Raw genomic sequence first — 17,178 nt, 5'->3', positions numbered from 1 at the left:
GGGCTCCGGCCCTCGCCGGCGCGGGCCCGGACGGCCGAGACGGCGACGAGGGCCGCCGTGGCCGCGAGGAGCGCGGCCCGCGCGGGCCGGGACCACCGCGTCGGGCCGCGGCCGCCGGCCAGGGCCGCGGTCCACGCGACGACGATCGCGGCCCACGCGACGGACTCCGCCCCGGCCGCGAGCACGCGCGGGTCGAGCGGGAGCCGCTCGTCGTAGAGCGGCCCGGGCCAGTAGCCGAGGAGCGGATCGAGCGCCGAGGCGGTGGGGCCGAGGTACAGGAACCGGAGCGTCACCGCGAGCGTGGCGACGATCGACGCGCCGTAGAGCGCCGCCGCCCGCGCGCGACGACCCCGGGCGAGGAACGCGGCCGCGACCGCGAGCGCGGTCCCGAGGAGCAGGGAGGGGAGGGAGAGGACCGGGACGAACGCGGCGGACGCGACGACCCGGCAGGGCCCGAGCGCCGCGCGGAGCGCGTCGCCGGTGAAGAGCAGGGCGAGCAGGACGGCCCCCGTCGCCGCCGCGGCGGCGAAGGCGGCGCCCGGCGACGCGGCGGCGCGGGCGCGCTCGACCCGCGCGGCGGCGATCCCGAGCCACGGCGCGAGGAGCAGCGCCGCGAGGAGCGCCCCGGCCTCGCCGAGCTCGTACCCCGGCGCCTCGAGGAGCGGCAGCCCGCCGGCCGCGAGCCCCAGGGCGAGCAGCGCGATCCCGGCCGTCCTCACGGAGGACCGGCGGGCGAGCGTGCGGAAGGTCTCGAGCGCGGGGGCCACGCGCCCACGATATCGGAAAGGACCGGAACTACCGCGGCCCCGCGCGGGCGGGATAACATGCGCCGCGCATGCCGGATCACCGCGAGCACGGCCGCACGCCCATCGAGCTCAAGGTCGACTACAAGAAGCTGAACAGCTTCTTCGCCGATTACACGAAGAACATCTCGAAGGGCGGCACCTTCATCCGGACGAGGAAGACGCTCCCCATCGGGACGCGGTTCCTCTTCCGGCTGGCGGTGCCCGGCCGCGCCGAGCCGTTCGAGCTCGCCGGCGAGGTGGTCCACGCCAGCGCGCAGGGCGACGAGCCGGGGATGGGGATCCGGTTCGTGTGGGCCGACGACCGCGACCGCGCTGAGTTCGAGGCGATCGTCGAGGGGCTCATGCAGGACGCGCTCGGGCCGCTCGTGGCGCGGAAGCTCCTGCGCAAGGCCTGAAGATCCCCGGCGGGGTGGTCAGAACATCACGTTCTCGAAGCGCACCGTGTCGCCCTTCGCGACGCCGTGCGCCGCGGCCCACCCGCCGTTCACCTCGAGGACGTACCGGCTCGGCACCCCGACGTCGCGAGGGGTGAGCGTCCGCGGCTCGGCGCGCTCGACGATCCCGACGATCCGGCCCGTGTCGTCGATGAAGATCATGTCGAGCGGGATGAGCGTGTTCTTCATCCAGAAGGCGTGCGGCGCGCTCTCGTCGAACACGAAGAGCATGCCCGCGTCCGCGTCGAGGCGCGGCCGGTCCATGAGCCCGCGCGTGCGCGCCTCGTCCGTGCGCGCCACCTCGACGGCGACGGCGTGGCGCGCGCCCGCGGCGGTCTGCACGACGACGCGCCCCGTGCGGCGTCCCGCCTCGGGGGCGTGCTCGCCGGACGCGCAGGCGAGGGCCGCGAGGACCACCACGAGCGCGCCCGCGCGGATCACGAGCGGGGGACCACGCAGTAGGACGAGAAGCGGATCTCGCCCAGGTAGCGGTCCCGGGTCGTGGCGTCGAGCGTGGCGAGGAACGCCGGGTCGAGCACGATCTGGTCGCAGACCAGCCCCGTGCTCGAGGAGAAGCAGTCGGCGTTCGAGACGCACGGCTTCGAGCAATACCCGCAGGCGTCGCCCGAGCAGCCGCCGTACTTCGATCCCGCCGGCGCGGGGGAGACGATGCAGGTGAGGTCGTCGCAGCCGATGTTGCCGGTCTCGAAGTAGTCGCCCTGCGCGGTGGTGGGGGTCGGTGGCGGTGCGGTCCCGTCGGTCTGCCAGTTCGGGTTCCACGCGAGCGTGCAGCGGGCGCCGACGTCTGGGCGCTGGCAAGCGACGGCCGCGGAGAGCACCGTGATGGCGACGACGAGCCTGACGTGTCGTTTGGACATGGCTCAAACGGATCGTTAGCACGCGATCGCGCACGCGACAAGGAACGCCGAACGTGAAGCTACCATTACTTACAGTGTCGCCGGAGTGCGCCTCTCGATTGAGGGGGCGCTCCGTTGCTCGTCCCTTTGCGTTTGGTTAGGATGCCCCCAGGACGCGGGACAGTGACCAACCAGATGAGAACGATCATCGTCGCCATCGCGAGCCTCCTCGCCTCGCTCCCTGCGTTCGCGCAGGAGATGTCGGGCATCGACCTCTCGCAGCCGGCGCAGCCCTCGCAGCCGTCGCAACCCGAGCAGCAGCCCCCACCCGAGCCGACGCCGCCGCCGCCCGATCGGGACGAGCTCGCGCCGATGGACCTGTCGGGCTCGCAGGCGCACCAGCCGTCCGCGCCGCGCGAGTCCCGCGAGTCCCGCGAGGCGAAGGACAAGGAGGAGGCCAGGAAGGACGTCCCCATCTTCTCCGAGAAGGACGTCGCGCTCGGGGACAAGGTGAAGGCGGTGCAGCGGAAGGGCTTCCTGAAGCGCGGCCGCTTCGAGCTCACGCCGATGTTCGCCATCACGGTGAACGACGCCTTCTACGAGAAGTTCGGCGGCGGCCTCCGCCTCGCGTACAGCCTGCAGGACAGCTTCGCGCTGGCGGTGCGCGGCAGCTACTACGAGCCCTATCGCACGGACAACGTGCGGGTCGGCAAGCTCGCGATGCAGAGCCAGCTGCTCTCGTCGCAGATCTACGGCCAGGTGATGCTCGACGCGATGTGGTCGCCCATCTACGGGAAGGCGGCCTACCTCGGGAAGAACATCGTCCACTTCGACCTGTACCTCGCGGCGGGCGTCGGGGCGGTGTGGAGCGCGACGAGCCTCGCGCCGCGCAACGAGGGGCCGCACCTCGCGACCGACCTCGGCGGCGGCGTCCGCTTCTACCCGAAGGAGTGGCTCGCGTTCGATCTCGGGCTCATGGCGACGCTCTACCCGGACCAGCCCGTGCAGTCCCTGCCGAGCTCCATGCAGAAGGTGTTCGTCGCGAACGTGGGCTTCTCGTTCTTCTTCCCGACCACCTTCGAGTACGTCTACCCATGACCGCGCACCGTCCTCGCGCTCGCGCGCTCGCCGCCGCCGCCCTCGCCGCCGCCGCCCTCGCGGCGATGGCGGTGCCCGACGCGGCGCGCGCCCAGTCGAAGTCCGACGCCTTCGCCGGGAAGATCCCCCCCGTCTCCGGTCAGCTCTACCGGAAGGCGGGCCGCTTCGAGCTCACGCTCGGCGGGAACCTCTCGATGAACGACGCCTTCTACTCGAAGTACTTCGGGAGCGTGAAGGTCGGGTACCACCTGACCGAGTACCTCTCGATCTCCGGCCAGCTCGCGACGGGCGCCGCCGTGCGCGCCGGCTCCGCGACGGTCTGCGACACGCAGGCCGGGTGCAGCGCCGCGTCCGGCCCGTCGCTTTACCAGGTGCCTGGCCACATCAACACGATGGGCGGGCTCGAGGTCGCCTGGTCCCCCATCTACGGCAAGCTGAACCTCGCCGCGGAGCGCGTCGCGCACTTCGACCTGTCGCTGCTCGCCGGCGGCGACTGGATCTCCTACGAGAAGGTGGTCTCCTCGAGCGACGCCGCGATCCTCGCCGCGGCGGGCCAGCGGCCGCCCGACACCGGCACGCTGGGCGGGCACGTCGGGCTCGGCCTGCGCGTGTTCTTCGCCGAGTGGCTCGCCGCCCGGCTCGAGTTCAAGGACTACATCTACGTCGCCTCCGTGCCGAACTGGCAGGAGGGCGGCAAGGCCCGGAGCGACGTGCAGAACCAGCTCTTCACGGAGCTCGGCGTCTCGGTCTTCTTCCCTCTGCAGAATCGCCCGGTGCCCTGAGCCATGCGCGCGCCCATCCTTTGCTTCAGGCCGTCGAGGCGCCCGCTCGTCCGGGCCGGCGCGCTCGCGCGGCTCGCCCTCCTCGCAGTCCTCCTCGGCGTCGCCGGTGAGGCCCACGCCCAGCTCGGGATCGACCTCTCCGCCCCGGCGCCCCAGGGCGAGAAGGCGAGCAAGAAGGTCAAGAAGGCCCCGAAGCAGGCGCCCGCCGCGCCCGCCCCGGCCCCCGCGCAGGACGCGGCGCCGCACGCGGGGACGTCTCCCGCGGCGCCGCCCCCGGCTGCCCGGCCCGCGCGCCCGGCCCCCGCCGACGACGGCCTCGGGATCGATCTCGGAAAGGCCGCCGCGGCGAGCGGCGCCGCGAAGGAGCGGCTCGACGCGGCGAAGCGGCTGTTCCAGGCGGGGGCCAGCGACACCGCCGCGATCGCGTTCGACGAGATCCTGCGCGACCCGGCCATGGTCCCGGTCCACGACGAGGCCCGGTACCAGCTCGGCAAGGCGCTCGTCCGGCTCGGCCTCAACCACTCCGCCCTGGCGACGTTCGACCAGATCCTGGATCAGGGGCAGGCCTCGCGCTTCTACGGGTCCGCGATGGAGTGGCTCTTCTACGTGGGCAAGCGGCTCCGGAACGAGCAGCCGCTGGTCTCGCGCGTGGCGCGCCACGCCCGCGACGCCTTCCCGCCCGGCTACGAGGACAAGTTCCACTTCCTCCTCGCCCGCTACGAGTTCGAGCGCGGTCGCGCGCTCCAGGACGCCGGCCGCGCCGGCGAGGCCAAGACCGCCTGGGACGAGGCGCGACGGCTCGCGTCGCTGGTGCGGGAGCAGGCCGGCGCCACGCCGACCCCCGCCGGCGAGGCGCCGGCGGTGGACGAGGGCGACATCTACGCGAAGGCGCGGTTCGTGGACGGCCTCATCCTCTACGCCGAGGGCGACGCGCAGGGCGCCACGAACGCCTTCAAGGACGTGGTGCGGCTCACGAACCCGAAGCGCGGGCGCCACGCCGATCCGGAGCTGCGCGAGCTCTCCTTCCTCCAGCTCGCCCGCATCCACTACGAGAGCCGGCAGAACCGCTACGCGATCTTCTACTACGGGAAGATGCCCTGGGGCGGCGAGAGCTGGCTCGAGGGGCTGTGGGAGGCGTCGTACGCCCACTACCGGATCGGCGACTACGAGAAGACCCTCGGCAACCTGCTCACGCTCCAGTCGCCCTACTTCAAGGACGACTACTTCCCGGAGTCGTACGTCCTCAAGTCGATCGTCTACTACGAGAACTGCCGGTACCCCGAGGCGCGGCTCGTGCTCGAGACGTTCTCCGGGATCTACGAGCCCGTCTACGAGGAGCTCGGGAGGATCACCGCGGGCGATCAGGCGAACACGTACTACTACGACCTGATCTCGGACGCGCGCCGGCAGGGGAGCGGGATCACCCGCAAGATCATGAACCTCGCCTTCACCGACCAGAACGTCCGGCGGCTCGCCGAGTCGATCCGCGAGGTGGACGACGAGGTGGACGTCGGGCTCGGCGGGCTCCGTCCGCAGTTCCGCGAGACGGCGCTCGCGAAGCGGCTCGCCGAGGCGCTCGCCGCGGAGAAGCGCGCCCTCGTCGAGGAGGCCGGCGCGCGCGCCCGCGCGAAGCTCGAGTGGGAGCGCGACGGGCTCCGGACGCTCCTCGCCCAGGCGCTCCGCATCAAGATCGAGGTCTCGCGGAAGGAGCGCGAGGCGCTGGAGGGCTCGCTCGCGAAGGGCAGCCAGGTCGAGGTGGTGCGCGACCTCAAGTACTCGCACGCGGTCTCGGACGAGCATCTGTACTGGCCGTACGAGGGCGAGTTCTGGCGCGACGAGCTCGGCACGTACTCGTACACGCTCACGAAGGGCTGCAAGGACCGCCTGCCGCGCACGGACGCGAGGCCGGCGGCGCAGCCGTAGCCGGTCCACGGTCAGGGAGATCTCGCGAATGATCCGTGCCCTCGTCCTCGGCGTGGCCGCCCTGGCGCTCGCCGCCGGGCCCGCGCGTGCCGCGGACCGCCCTGCGCCGCCGAAGGAGGCCGATCTCGGCCAGAAGCGCTCCGTCGCCCCCGACGCGTCCCTCGGCGGGACGCTCGAGGCGAAGAAGCCGAAGGCGGAGGCCGGCGGCCCGAAGCTCGACTTCGAGACGTTCCGCAAGACCGTCGAGTTCGACATCTCCGAGAAGCGCCGCGAGGAGATCGCGAGCCTCCAGAAGCTCATCCAGCTCGGGGGCGGGAGCGACGTCGAGACCCCGCAGTGGTACTTCCGGCTCGCCGAGCTCCTCTGGGAGGAGTCGCAGTACTTCTTCTTCGAGGCGAACCGGCGCGACGATCGGATCATCGCCCTCGGCAAGGCGAACCCGGCGGAGCGCGAGCGGCTCGAGGCGGAGCGCAAGAGCCTCGAGGCGGATTCGCGACGCCATCAGGACCAGGCCGTCGCGCTCTACAAGGCGATCATCGCGAAGTACCCGAAGTACCCTCGCCTCGACGAGGTGCTCTACTTCCTGGGCGAGAACCTCGCGAAGCGGAACCGGAACGATCCGAACGCGCTCAAGGCGTACCGGGCGCTGATCCAGCGCTACCCGCAGTCGCACTACGTGCCCGACGCGTGGATGGCGTTCGGCGAGTACTACTTCGAGCGCGCGAACAAGAGCGACCGCGCCGGGAACCTCGCGAAGGCCCTCGAGGCCTACCGGAAGGCGGCCGCCAACCGGGAGAGCAGCGTCTACGGCTACGCGCTCTACAAGCAAGCCTGGGTCCACACGAACCTCGGCAACTGGAACGAGGCGCTCGAGCTCTTCCGCGCGGTGATCGCCTTCGGCGAGACGACGAACTCCACCATCCCCGCGGACCGCAAGCTCGCCCTCGTGAAGGAGGCCCGCAAGGACTACGTCCGGACCTACAGCCACGTCGGCAGCGCCGAGGGGGCGTGGGACGAGTTCCGGCGCGTCGGCGGCGACACCTTCTGGTGGGAGATGCTCAAGTCGCTCGCCGGCATCTACTACGACGACGGCAAGGATCGCGACGCGGTGCTGGTCTACGCGCGGATGATCCGCGAGCGGCCGCGGTCGTTCGACGCTCCGTTCTTCCAGTCCCGCATCGTCACGAGCGCCGCGCGGATGGGGCGCAAGGACGCGGCGGTCCAGCAGGCGCACCTCTTCGTGGCGATGCTGCGGGAGCTCGAGGCGCTCCCCGACGCGAAGGACGAGAAGAACCGCAAGCTCCTCGTGGACGCCCGCCGCGACGCGGAGAACACCCTCCGCGTGCTCGCGGTCCAGTACCACAACGAGTGGAAGAAGACGCGCGACGAGCCGGTCGCCGGGTACGCGGTCTCCATCTACGACGACTACCTCAACGTCTTCCCCGGCTCGCCGACGGCGTACGAGATGCGGTTCTTCCACGCCGAGCTGCTCTACGCGCTCGGGCGGTTCGCCGAGGCCGCCGCGGAGTACGAGCGCGTCGCCCTCGCCGACGTGGCCGTCGCCGAGGGGAAGGCCGGCCCGGAGCGGAAGCCCGGCAAGTTCTTCAAGGACGCCCTCGAGAACACCGTCTTCGCCTGGGACGTGGTGGTGAAGCGGCTCGACGAGAGCGAGAAGCGCCCCGCGGGCGATCCCCGCAAGCGGATCCCGCTGGCGCCGCAGCGGCAGCGCCTGCTGGAGGCCTGCGAGCGCTACCTCAAGTGGCAGCCCAACGGCGACAAGTGGGTCGAGCTCGCGTACAAGGCCGCGAACATCCACTACCGCCACAACGCCTTCGCCGAGGCGACCGACCTCTTCACCCGGATCGCCCTCGACCACCCCACGCACGAGCTCGCCGGCTACTCCACCAACCTCGTCCTCGACGCCTACAACCTGCTCGGCGACTGGCGGAACGTGAACGGGTGGGCGAAGCGGTTCCACGCGAACAAGGCGCTCCTCGAGGCGCACCCCGCGCTCAAGGACGACCTCGCCCGGGTCATCGAGCAGAGCGCGTTCAAGATCATCGAGGAGAAGGAGCGCGCGAAGGACCACGAGGGGGCCGCGGAGGAGTACCTCGCCTTCGCCCGCGACTGGCCGGGCTCGCGCCTGGCGCCGACCGCGCTCTACAACGCCTCGGTGGACTACGTCCGCGCGCACCGGCTCGACCGCGCCGTGGAGATCCGCGAGCAGCTCATCCAGCGGTTCCCCACCGATCCGCTCGTGCCGAAGTGCCTCTACGACGACGCCGAGGCCTACGAGGCGGTCGCCGACTTCGGCGAGGCGGCCGACCGGTACGAGCGCTACTTCCGCGAGTGGCGGAAGGGGAGCGCGCCGAGGCCGGCGGCGAAGGCGAAGGCGAAGGGCAAGGGCGCCCGCGGCGGCGAGTCCGCCCCGGCCCCCGCGCCCGCGCCCGGCCTGAAGTGGGAGGAGAAGAAGGCGAACGACGCCATCGTCAACGCGGCGGTGTTCCGCGCCGGCCTCCGGGAGTGGGCGCGGGCCGAGGCCGCGACCGAGGCCTACCTCGACGCGTGGCCGGACGGCGCCGACGCGCCGCGGCTGTTCCTCGGCCTCGCCGACCTGTACGCGCGCCAGGGCCAGACCTCGAAGGAGCTGAAGCAGCTCGAGGAGTACCAGCGCCGCTACGCGAAGGATGCGGAGGAGTGGCTGGCGATCCAGCAGCGGATCGCGACCGTCCTCGAGAAGGCGGGCAACGGCCCCGGCGCGCGGCGCGCGTACGAGCTCGGCCTCGACTACTGGAAGCGGAACAAGGGCGCGGTGAAGGATCGCGGCCTCGCGCTCGTCGCGCAGGCGATGCTCCTCGACCTCGAGCCGACGTTCGCCGACTACGACCGGGTGAGCCTCGTCGTCGCCCCCAAGTTCTTCGCCGGGCAGCTCCAGACGAAGGGGAAGAAGCTGAAGCAGCTCGAGGAGGCGTACGGACAGGTCGTGAAGCTCAAGCAGGCCGAGCCGGCGATCTGCGCGCTCTACAAGATCGGCCTCGCCTACAAGCGCTTCGCCCAGGCCCTCTACGACGTCCCGATGCCGAAGGAGTACCGCGGCAAGGCGGAGTACGAGGAGGAGTACCGGGCCGGCATCGCGCAGTACGCCGAGCCGCTCGAGCAGAAGGCGGTGGAGGGGCTCGAGCTCGCCATGAACGCCTCGCGCGACTACGGCGTCGTGAACGCCTGCTCCCGCGACGCCACCGCGATCCTCGTCAAGTACAAGCCGGATCGGTACGGCCCGTCCCCGGAGGTCGTCCCGCCCATCGCGGCCTCCCGCGCGGCGGCCGCGCCCGCCGGGTACGGCATCCTCGCGGAGGTGCAGCCGGTCTCGACGACGAAGGCCGCGCGGCGCGCCGCCGAGCCGGCGCTGCCGCCGCTCCGCTCGTCGGCGCCCGCGACCCGCCCCGCCGGCGCCGCGGCGCCGGCGGACCCCCAGCGGCGCGTCATCGAGGACGAGCCCGCGCCGGTGAAGCCGCGCGGGAAGAAGGGGAGCGCCATGGACGACGAGGACCTCCTGCCGTGAAGACCACGTCCATCGCCGGCACGCTCCTCCTCTCCGCCGCCCTCGGGTGCGCGGGCTCGACGCCGCGGCCGGCGGCGTCCGCCGCGACCCGCCCCGGCGCGACCGCGCCGGCCGCCGCGGGCGCGCCGGAGACCCTCTCATCGCGCTCCCAGCGGCTCTTCGCCGAGGCGCTGCGGGCGCAGGAGGATCAGAAGAAGCTCCACGTCCCGACCGACTGGGCGGTGCTCGAGCGGCGCTGGCGCGCCGTGGTCGACGACGCCGAGGTGGCCGAGGCCCGCTTCAACCTGGGCGTGGCCCTCGAGCAGCAGGGCCGGCTCGACGAGGCCCGCGCCGAGTACGAGCGCGCCCTCGCGGACAAGCCGTCGCTGCGGCAGGCCGCGGTGAACCTCGGCGTGCTCCTCGAGAAGCGCGGCGACGTGCAGGGAGCCCGGGCGGCCTACGCCGCCGTGGTCCGGGACTTCCCGGAGGACGCCCGCGCCCGCGAGCGGCTCGCCGCGCTCTACCTGCAGGCCGGCCAGCCGGACGAGGCCTGGCGCCTCGCGCGCGAGGCGCTGCTTCGGGATCCGCGCTCGCCCGGGGCGTACAAGGTGCTGGTCCGCGTCGCCGTCCAGCGGAGCAGCCTCGATCTCGCGAAGCTCATCGCGCTGCGCGCGCAGAAGCTCGACGCGGACGATCCGGAGCTCCCCTACCTCGTCGGCGACGTCCTCGCGCGGCAGGGCGACGACGTCGGCGCGGCGGCCCAGCTCAAGAAGGCGCTCGTCCTCGACCCGCGCTTCCTCCCCGCGCGGTACGCGCTGCTCCAGGCCGCGGTGAAGAAGGAGAGCTGGACGCAGGTGCTGGAGCAGACGAAGGGGATCCTGGCGCAGGAGCCCGGCAACGCCGCGGTCCAGCTCGCGCAGGGCATCGCGCTCCGCCACCTCGACAAGCCGGACGAGGCGCTCGCGGCGTATGATCGCGCCCAGCAGAGCTCCGCGGATCGCCTCTCCGAGGTGCACCTCGCGCGCGGCGTCCTCCTCATGCGCGTGAAGAGCGAGTGCGAGCCGGCCCTCAAGGAGTTCCGGGCGTACGCCGACGCGGCCGGCCCGGTGGCGACGACCGACTCGCCGGTGCTGAAGCTCCAGCGCGAGTGCGAGCAGATCGTCGAGGAGAACCGGCGCGTGGCGGAGGCCGCGCGCGAGCTCCAGCGCAAGGCCGCGCAGAAGGCGGCGGAGGAGGCTGCCCGAAAGGCAGGGGCTCCGGGCGCGGCACCCCAGCCGGTGCCCGCGCAAGGAGGGGCGCCCGCGCCCACATCCACGCAGAGCCCCGCACGGTGAGCGAAGTGGAGCACGGCGGTTGCTTCAAGGTCTCTCGGCCGGGGTGGTAAGCTCGGCCCATGGCACGCGGAGTCCCGATGATGCGCACGGTGGTGCTCACGATGGCGCTGGTCCTTCCCCTGGTGGCGGCGGGGCAGTCCGCCGGCGGCAAGGCTGAGGGGCAGCCCCAGCCGAAGGTCGAGTACGAGAAGAAGACCGTCATCAACTTCGAGGACGACACGATCGAGGGCGACCTGAAGCGTCCGGACGGCGAATACGTGGAGGCGCGCCGCAAGGTGGATCACTCCAACCTCATCAAGATCCGCGAGAACTGGCGCGACAAGGTGATGCAGGCCTCCGGCGATCTCTAGCCGTCACCCCTGCGCTCCGACCCGAAAGAACATGGCCCCACCCATCACCCTCAAGGTCTTCCGCGGGAACGAGCTCGTCCGCACCGAGCAGTTCAGCCGTGAGATCATCAAGATCGGGCGGCTCGCCTCGGCGCACCTCTGCCTGGACGACGAGAAGATCTCCCGGATCCACTCCGTCATCGAGGTGTCCCCGGACGGCGCCATCTCGATCATCGACATGGGGAGCGCCGACGGGACGTTCGTCAACGGCAAGAAGGTGAGCCGCGGCGCGCTCCGCTTCGGCGATCAGATCACCCTCGGCGGCCTCCGGATCGTACTCGAGGGAGCCGACGGAGTGAACGCCACCGGGGCGTCCCCCGCCCACGGCGCGGAGGTGAACCGAGCGGTCGTCGCGCCGGTCGCGCCGGCGCCGCGCCCCGCGACGAGGAACGGCACCAACGGCCACGCGAACGGCCTGAACGGGCACGCGCACGAGGTGCCCGTCGCGGTCGCGCCGGCCCCCGGACCGGTCGCCGCCGCGGCGGCCGTCGCCGCGGCCCCGGCGCCGGTCGCGTCCGCCCCGGCGCCCGATCCCGAGCCCGCCCTCGCGCCCGCCGTGGTGCGCGCGCCCGCGGCGGCCGAGCCTCGCGGCCGGTACAAGCTGCGCCCCGCCGAGGCGGGCGTCGAGGACCTCTCGGCCGCGCCGGAGCTCGGCGTCGAGCTGCGCCTGCTCTGGGGCGACACGCTCCTCGAGGCGACGACGTTCGTCCGGCCGAAGGAGCCGGTCCTGGTGGGCGTGGGGAAGGAGTGCGCGCTCCAGGTGGAGGGGCTCGCGATCCCGCAGCTCCCGATGCTCCGCTGCGACGGGAGCGAGTACCAGTTCGCCTTCGCCACCGGGATGACCGGCGTCGTGGAGGAGAAGGGCTCGCGGACGCCCTTCGGCGAGCTGGTGAAGTCGCGCCGGGCGCTCCCCGACTCGGCCGTGAAGGGCGCCTACTGGATCCCGGTGCCCAAGGCGGGCGCGATCCGCGCCGAGGTCGGCAGCCAGCTCGCCATCGAGGCGCGGCCGAAGGTGCCGCAGCAGGTGAAGCCGGCGCCGATCTGGGAGCGGCTCAACTACCAGCTCCTGAACCTGTTCCTCGTCCTCTTCTTCCTCCAGTCGGGCTTCATCGTGATGGCCCGCGACTTCCCGTTCGACACGGACTCGGTCGGCGACGATCTGTTCAAGAACACCTCGCGGATGGCGAAGTTCATCATCAAGCCCCCCGAGGCGCCGAAGCCGCAGCCGAAGGAGAAGACGGCCGGCGAGAAGAAGGACGATCCCGGCGAGATGGCCGAGAAGCACAAGGGCGAGGAAGGGAAGATGGGGAAGAAGGACGCCCCGAAGACCAACGCCCGCTCGGCCCCGAAGGCGATCGACCCGAACGCGAAGGACGTCGTCCGGCGCAGCGGCCTCCTCGGCGCCCTCGGGCGCGGCGCGGGCGGCGGCCTCTCGACGGTCTTCGGGAGCGGCGGCCTCGGCGGCGACCTCAAGGGCGCGGTCGGCAACATGTTCGGGCCGGTGGTGGGCGACTCGCAGGGGCTCGGCGGCCTCGGCATCCGCGGGTCCGGCTCGGGCGGCGGCGGCAGCGGCGAGACCATCGGCATCGGCGCGGTCGGCACGAAGGGGCGCGGCGGCGGGCTCGGCAGCTACGGCACCGGCGTGGGCGGCCTCGGCAAGAAGGGCGATCGCGACGTCAGCATCGCCAGCGGCACCGCGCAGGTGATGGGCTCGATCGATCGCGAGCTGGTGCGCAAGGTGATCCAGGATCACGCCGCCCAGATCCGCTACTGCTACGAGCAGCAGCTCGCCATCAACCCTCGCCTCGCGGGCAAGGTCTCCATCAAGTGGATCATCAACGCCGACGGCAGCGCCACGCTGCCCGAGGTGGACCGCGGCTCGACCACGCTCGAGGACTCCAAGGTCCACGAGTGCATGATGAGCCGCATCACGAGCTGGCAGTTCCCGAAGCCGAAGGGCGGCGGTCAGGCGATCATCACGTATCCCTGGATCCTCCGCTCCGCCGGCGGGGAGTAGCGGAGGTCATGTGGTGAAGAGCATCGCCGTCGCACTCGCGCTCGCGCTCCCGCTCCTGGCCGGGGCGCAGGACGCCGCCCCGTCGCTGCAGGAGGACCCCCGCGCCGCGAAGTTCCACGACGTGGAGCGCGGGTTCTTCGTCGGCTTCGAGGCGGGCTACCTCGGGCTGCTCGACACGCCGACCGCGGACCCGGGCAAGTTCCCGACCGCCGGCGCGGGCGGCGGCTCCGCCGGAGGGCTCGCCGTCGGCCTCACCGTCGGCGTGGACCTCGGGACCCGGCTCTCGGTGGCGGTCTTCGGCGAGGGCGGCAACGAGAAGGCGAACGCCGACTACGGCGCGTTCAGCCTGTTCGCCGGCGGCCTCGACGTGCGGGTGTCGGTGCTCGGCGAGAAGGATCGCAACGGGTGGGATCGGTTCTTCGTGTACCTGCACGGGCGCGGCGGTTACGCGCGCTCGTTCCCGAACGGGCTCTTCGGGACGAACGACTTCATCATCCAGGGCGGCCCGGGCGTCGAGTACTTCACGCAGCTCCGGCACTTCTCGGTCGGCCTCGCCGCGGACTACCTGCGCGCCACCAAGGCGGGCGCGAGCGGTTACGCGATCTACCCGACCGTGCGGTACACCTTCTAGCGGCGGCCGCGCCTTCACCCCCGCGGCGCGCACCGCGCGCCGCGGGGCTCTCCTCCAGCAACCGTCGGTAACGCCTCGCGTTCCGCGCACCGCGCGGGGGTGCGCGGCGCGGACCGTCGTGTGCGACGCAGGGAGCACCCCGCGCGGCGCCCCCGTCCGCGGCGCTCCGGCTGCGCCCGGCCGCGGCCTCCGGCGAGCGGCTCCCGGCTCCGATGTAGGCAACCGCCCGTAAGGGCTCAGGAATCCCGGAGCCTTCCCATTGACCGTCTCGCGAAGCGAGGCCTATACTTTCGCGAGCCTGGCGAATCCCGGCCAACCCTCCCGGCAGCACCCCACACCTTGAGCGAACCCTCCCTGGACGACCAGATCCGGTCCCACCTCGAGACCCTCGAAGCGGCCCCCGGAGATCAACAGGCATTCGACGCGCTCGTCGGTCTCTACGAGGGAGCCGATCGCTGGGAGGACCTGATCGCGCTCTACGAGGGGCGGGCGCGGCTCGCGCCGGGGCCGGCGGCGCCGCTCCTCGCCGAGGCGGCGAGCCTCGCGCACCGGAAGCTCCGCAACGTGGCCCGCGCGGAGGAGCTCTACCGGCAGCTCCTCCAGACCGATCCGGGGGACGCGAACGCGCTCCACGCGATGGTGGCGCTCCTCGAGGAGAAGGGCGATTGGGGCGCGGTCGCGGCGGCGCTCGAGCGCGAGGCGGCGCACGCGGAGGACCCGCGCGAGGCCGCTCGCCTCACGCTCAGGCTGGGTCGGATCCAGGAGGAGCGCCTCGGCCGCCGGGATCGGGCCGCGCTGCTGTACGCCCGCGCGAACCGGCTCGACCCGTCGCTCGCCGACGCGCGCGCGCGCGGCCTCGCCTGCTTCACGGCGCTGCGCCGCTTCGGGCAGGCGCGGCGCATGCTCGACGCCGCGCGGGACGCCGGCGCCGATCGGCAGGCGCTCGCGACGGAGTACGCCGCGCTCGGCGCGCGCCTCGTGGACGAGCCGCTCGATCACGGCCTCGCGATGGACGCGCTCATCGAGGCGCTCGCCCTCGACCGGAGCGCGCCCGGGGCCGCCGCCGCCCGCGAGCGGCTCGAGAAGCTCCCGCGCACCTGGCGCGAGGAGGCCGCCCGGCTCCGCGACGCGGCCGCGCGCGCCACCGACCGCCGCGAGGCGGCGACGCTCCAGCTCCGCCTCGCGCAGCTTCACGCAGCGTACGATCCCGACGGGACCGCCCGCGTCCTCGAGGGGATCGAGCGCGCCTGGGCGCTCGCGCCGGGCGAGCCGTTCGCGCTCGAGCTGCTCGCGAAGGTGTTCACCGAGCGAGGGGATCACCGCGGCCACGCCGACGCCCTCGCGCGCCTCGCCGGCCAGACCCGGGATCGCGCCGCCCGGGTGGCGCTCCACCTCGAGATGGCCCGGCTCGACCTGGTCCGGTTCGGCGACGCGGAGTCGTCGCACGCCGCCCTCCTGGCCGCCCTCGAGCTCGACCCCGCCTGCGAGAGCGCCGCGCTCCAGGCGTTCGAGCACGAGGTGGACGCCGGCCAGTTCGCCGACGCGCTCGCGACCATCGAGCGCCACCTGGCCGCCGCGCCCGAGAAGGCCGCCCACGCCCCGCTCCGCGTGCGCGCCGCGGCGCTCGCGCTCGAGAAGCTCGGCGACCCCGACCGCGCCCGCCGCCACCTCGAGGCCGCGCTCCGCGCGGATCCGGGGCACGGCCCCGCGGCCGCCGCCCTCGCGCCGCTCCTCGCCGAGGCCGCCGAGTGGCAGCGGCTCGCCGAGGTCCTCGACCTCTCCGCCCGGTGGGAGCGCGATCCCGCGGAGCGGGTGCGCCTCCTCGAGCGGCTCGCCGAGGTGCAGCAGGACCGGCTCGAGCGCCCGCGCGACGCGCTCCGCACGCTCTCGCGCGCCCTCGCCGTCGATCCGACCCGCGCCGCGACCCGCAAGGCGATGGAGGGCGCCGCCGCCCGCGCCGACGCGTACCTCGAGCTCACCCGCGCGTACCGCGCCGCCGCGGACGCGGCGGACGGGGACCTCAAGGCGAAGAAGACGCTCCTGCGGCGCACCGCGGAGATCCTCGACCGCGACCTGTCGCTCCCCGAGGAGGCGGTGCGCGCCTGGCGCGCCCTCGTGGCCGTCGATCCCGAGGACAAGGGCGCGGCGAACGCCCTCGAGGCCTGCCTCGTCCGCGCCGGGCAGCAGGAGGAGCTGGCGCGGGACGTCGAGGAGAAGCGGGCGCACGCGGAGGGCGAGGAGCGGCTCGCGCTCTCCGCGAAGCTCGCGAAGCTCTGGGCGGACGCCGGCGAGGAGGAGCGCGCCGCCGCCGCGTGGCGCGACGCGCTGGCGATCGCGCCCGACGACGACGGGGCGCTCTGGGGGCTGCACGCGGCGCTCGAGGGGCAGGGCGGCCCCCGCGCCGCCGGCGAGCGGGCCCGCGTCCTCGCCCGCCTCGCCGAGCGCGCGAAGGGGCCCGCGGAGCGCGCCGCGATCGAGCTCGCCCGGGCCGAGCTCCTCGCCGATCCGCTCGGGCGGCTCGCCGAGGCGGCCGCCCTCGCCACCGGCCTCGTCCAGTCGCCCGGCCTGGGCGCCGGGCAGCTCGCCGAGGTCGCCGCGCTCCTCGAGCGGCTCCTCGCCCGCGGCGTCGACCCGCTGCCGGTGGCGCAGGCCCTCGCGCCGGCGTACGCGGCGGCCGGCGCGCCGGCGAGGCAGGCCGCGATGCTGGAGCTCCTCGCGCGGTCGCTCCCGCCGGACGCCGACGCCCGCGAGCGGGCCCGGCACCTCCTCGACGCGTCTGCGGTCCGCGCCGAGCGGCTCGGCGATCGGCGCGGCGCGCTCTCCGACGCGTCGGCGGCGCTGCGGGCGTGCCCCGATCACCTCGAGGCCCGGCGCCGCTGCGAGGAGCTCGCGCGCGAGGTCGGCGCGCAGCGCGAGCTGTTCGCGCTCCTCGTGGAGGCCGCCGCGCGCCTCGACGGGCGCCCCGAGGAGGCGGCGCTCCGCCTCCGGGCCGCGGCCGTCGCGGAGGAGGAGCTCGGCGCCTTCGACGACGCCTCCGCCCAGCTCCGGCGGGCCCTCGCCCTGCGCCCCCGGGACGCGTCGATCCTCGCGGCCCTCACCCGCACCGCCCTCGCCGCCGAGCGGTGGGCCGAGGCGGCGGCGCTCCTCGACGAGCGCGCCGGCGCGGCGGAGGGGGCCGAGCGCGTGGCCCTCCTCGCGCAGGAGGCCGACGTCCTCCACGAGCGGCTCGGCGACCCCGCCGGTGCGGCGCAGGCCGCCCGCGACGCCCTCGCGTTCGCCGCCGCGGAGCAGCGCCCGCGCCTCCTGGTCCGGCTGGCCGCCGCGCTCGGCGACGCCGGCGACGCCGCCGGCCGCGCCGACGCGCTC

11 protein-coding genes and 2 pseudogenes are annotated in these 17,178 nt (G+C 73.7%); 10 read left to right on the top strand and 3 right to left on the bottom strand.

Annotated elements, in window-relative coordinates:
• Positions 1-767: pseudogene (locus MNZ27_RS20215) on the bottom strand (type VI secretion system protein); the annotation flags it as partial.
• Between the two features lie 68 nt (positions 768-835).
• Between MNZ27_RS20215 and MNZ27_RS20210 the strand changes: the two are divergent.
• Positions 836-1,201 (top strand): TIGR02266 family protein, encoded by a 366-nt coding sequence (locus tag MNZ27_RS20210; protein WP_242395893.1) that lies wholly within the window; start codon positions 836-838, stop codon positions 1,199-1,201.
• Between the two features lie 18 nt (positions 1,202-1,219).
• On the opposite strand, the gene MNZ27_RS20205 is transcribed toward MNZ27_RS20210, so the two are convergent.
• Positions 1,220-1,681, bottom strand: a complete 462-nt coding sequence (locus MNZ27_RS20205; protein ID WP_242395892.1) for a DUF192 domain-containing protein — start codon at positions 1,679-1,681, stop codon at positions 1,220-1,222.
• Positions 1,678-2,118, bottom strand: coding sequence for an adventurous gliding motility lipoprotein CglC (gene cglC / locus MNZ27_RS20200; RefSeq protein WP_242395891.1), 441 nt, complete (start codon positions 2,116-2,118; stop codon positions 1,678-1,680). Before cglC ends, MNZ27_RS20205 begins: the two co-directional genes overlap by 4 nt.
• 174 nt (positions 2,119-2,292) lie before the next feature.
• Here cglC and MNZ27_RS20195 point away from each other — a divergent pair, with 174 nt between their 5' ends.
• The 9 genes and pseudogenes from MNZ27_RS20195 to MNZ27_RS20155 all read left to right on the top strand — a co-directional run.
• Positions 2,293-3,195: an outer membrane beta-barrel domain-containing protein gene (locus MNZ27_RS20195; RefSeq protein WP_242395890.1), complete on the top strand. Its 903-nt coding sequence runs from the start codon at positions 2,293-2,295 to the stop codon at positions 3,193-3,195.
• A complete protein-coding gene (locus MNZ27_RS20190; protein ID WP_242395889.1) occupies positions 3,192-3,977 on the top strand; it encodes an outer membrane beta-barrel domain-containing protein in 786 nt (261 codons plus the stop codon). Before MNZ27_RS20195 ends, MNZ27_RS20190 begins: the two co-directional genes overlap by 4 nt.
• Positions 3,978-3,980: 3 nt before the next feature.
• The gene (gene gltC / locus MNZ27_RS20185) at positions 3,981-5,900 is read left to right on the top strand and encodes an adventurous gliding motility protein GltC (RefSeq protein WP_242395888.1); all 1,920 of its coding nucleotides are present in this window, start codon (positions 3,981-3,983) and stop codon (positions 5,898-5,900) included.
• A 28-nt stretch (positions 5,901-5,928) separates the two neighbouring features.
• Positions 5,929-9,462 carry a tetratricopeptide repeat protein gene (locus MNZ27_RS20180; RefSeq protein ID WP_242395887.1) on the top strand — a complete coding sequence of 1,178 codons (3,534 nt, stop codon included), beginning with the start codon at positions 5,929-5,931 and terminating at the stop codon, positions 9,460-9,462.
• Positions 9,459-10,775 (top strand): adventurous gliding motility TPR repeat lipoprotein GltE, encoded by a 1,317-nt coding sequence (gene gltE, locus MNZ27_RS20175; RefSeq protein ID WP_242395886.1) that lies wholly within the window; start codon positions 9,459-9,461, stop codon positions 10,773-10,775. Before MNZ27_RS20180 ends, gltE begins: the two co-directional genes overlap by 4 nt.
• Before the next feature lie 80 nt (positions 10,776-10,855).
• A complete protein-coding gene (gene cglF / locus MNZ27_RS20170) occupies positions 10,856-11,125 on the top strand; it encodes an adventurous gliding motility protein CglF (protein ID WP_242395894.1) in 270 nt (89 codons plus the stop codon).
• Between the two features lie 31 nt (positions 11,126-11,156).
• Positions 11,157-13,181, top strand: coding sequence for an adventurous gliding motility protein GltG (gene gltG, locus MNZ27_RS20165; RefSeq protein ID WP_242395885.1), 2,025 nt, complete (start codon positions 11,157-11,159; stop codon positions 13,179-13,181).
• A 13-nt stretch (positions 13,182-13,194) separates the two neighbouring features.
• Complete coding sequence (gene cglE, locus MNZ27_RS20160; RefSeq protein WP_242395884.1) at positions 13,195-13,812, top strand: adventurous gliding motility protein CglE; 618 nt, start codon at positions 13,195-13,197, stop codon at positions 13,810-13,812.
• Between the two features lie 339 nt (positions 13,813-14,151).
• Positions 14,152-17,178 (top strand): annotated as a pseudogene (locus MNZ27_RS20155) (tetratricopeptide repeat protein); the annotation flags it as partial.

This window comes from Anaeromyxobacter oryzisoli (genome assembly GCF_022690765.1).
Classification (GTDB): Bacteria; Myxococcota; Myxococcia; order Myxococcales; family Anaeromyxobacteraceae; genus Anaeromyxobacter; species Anaeromyxobacter oryzisoli.
The sequence above is the reverse complement of the archived record's forward strand: the minus strand, read 5'-3'. Positions and strand labels throughout refer to the sequence as shown.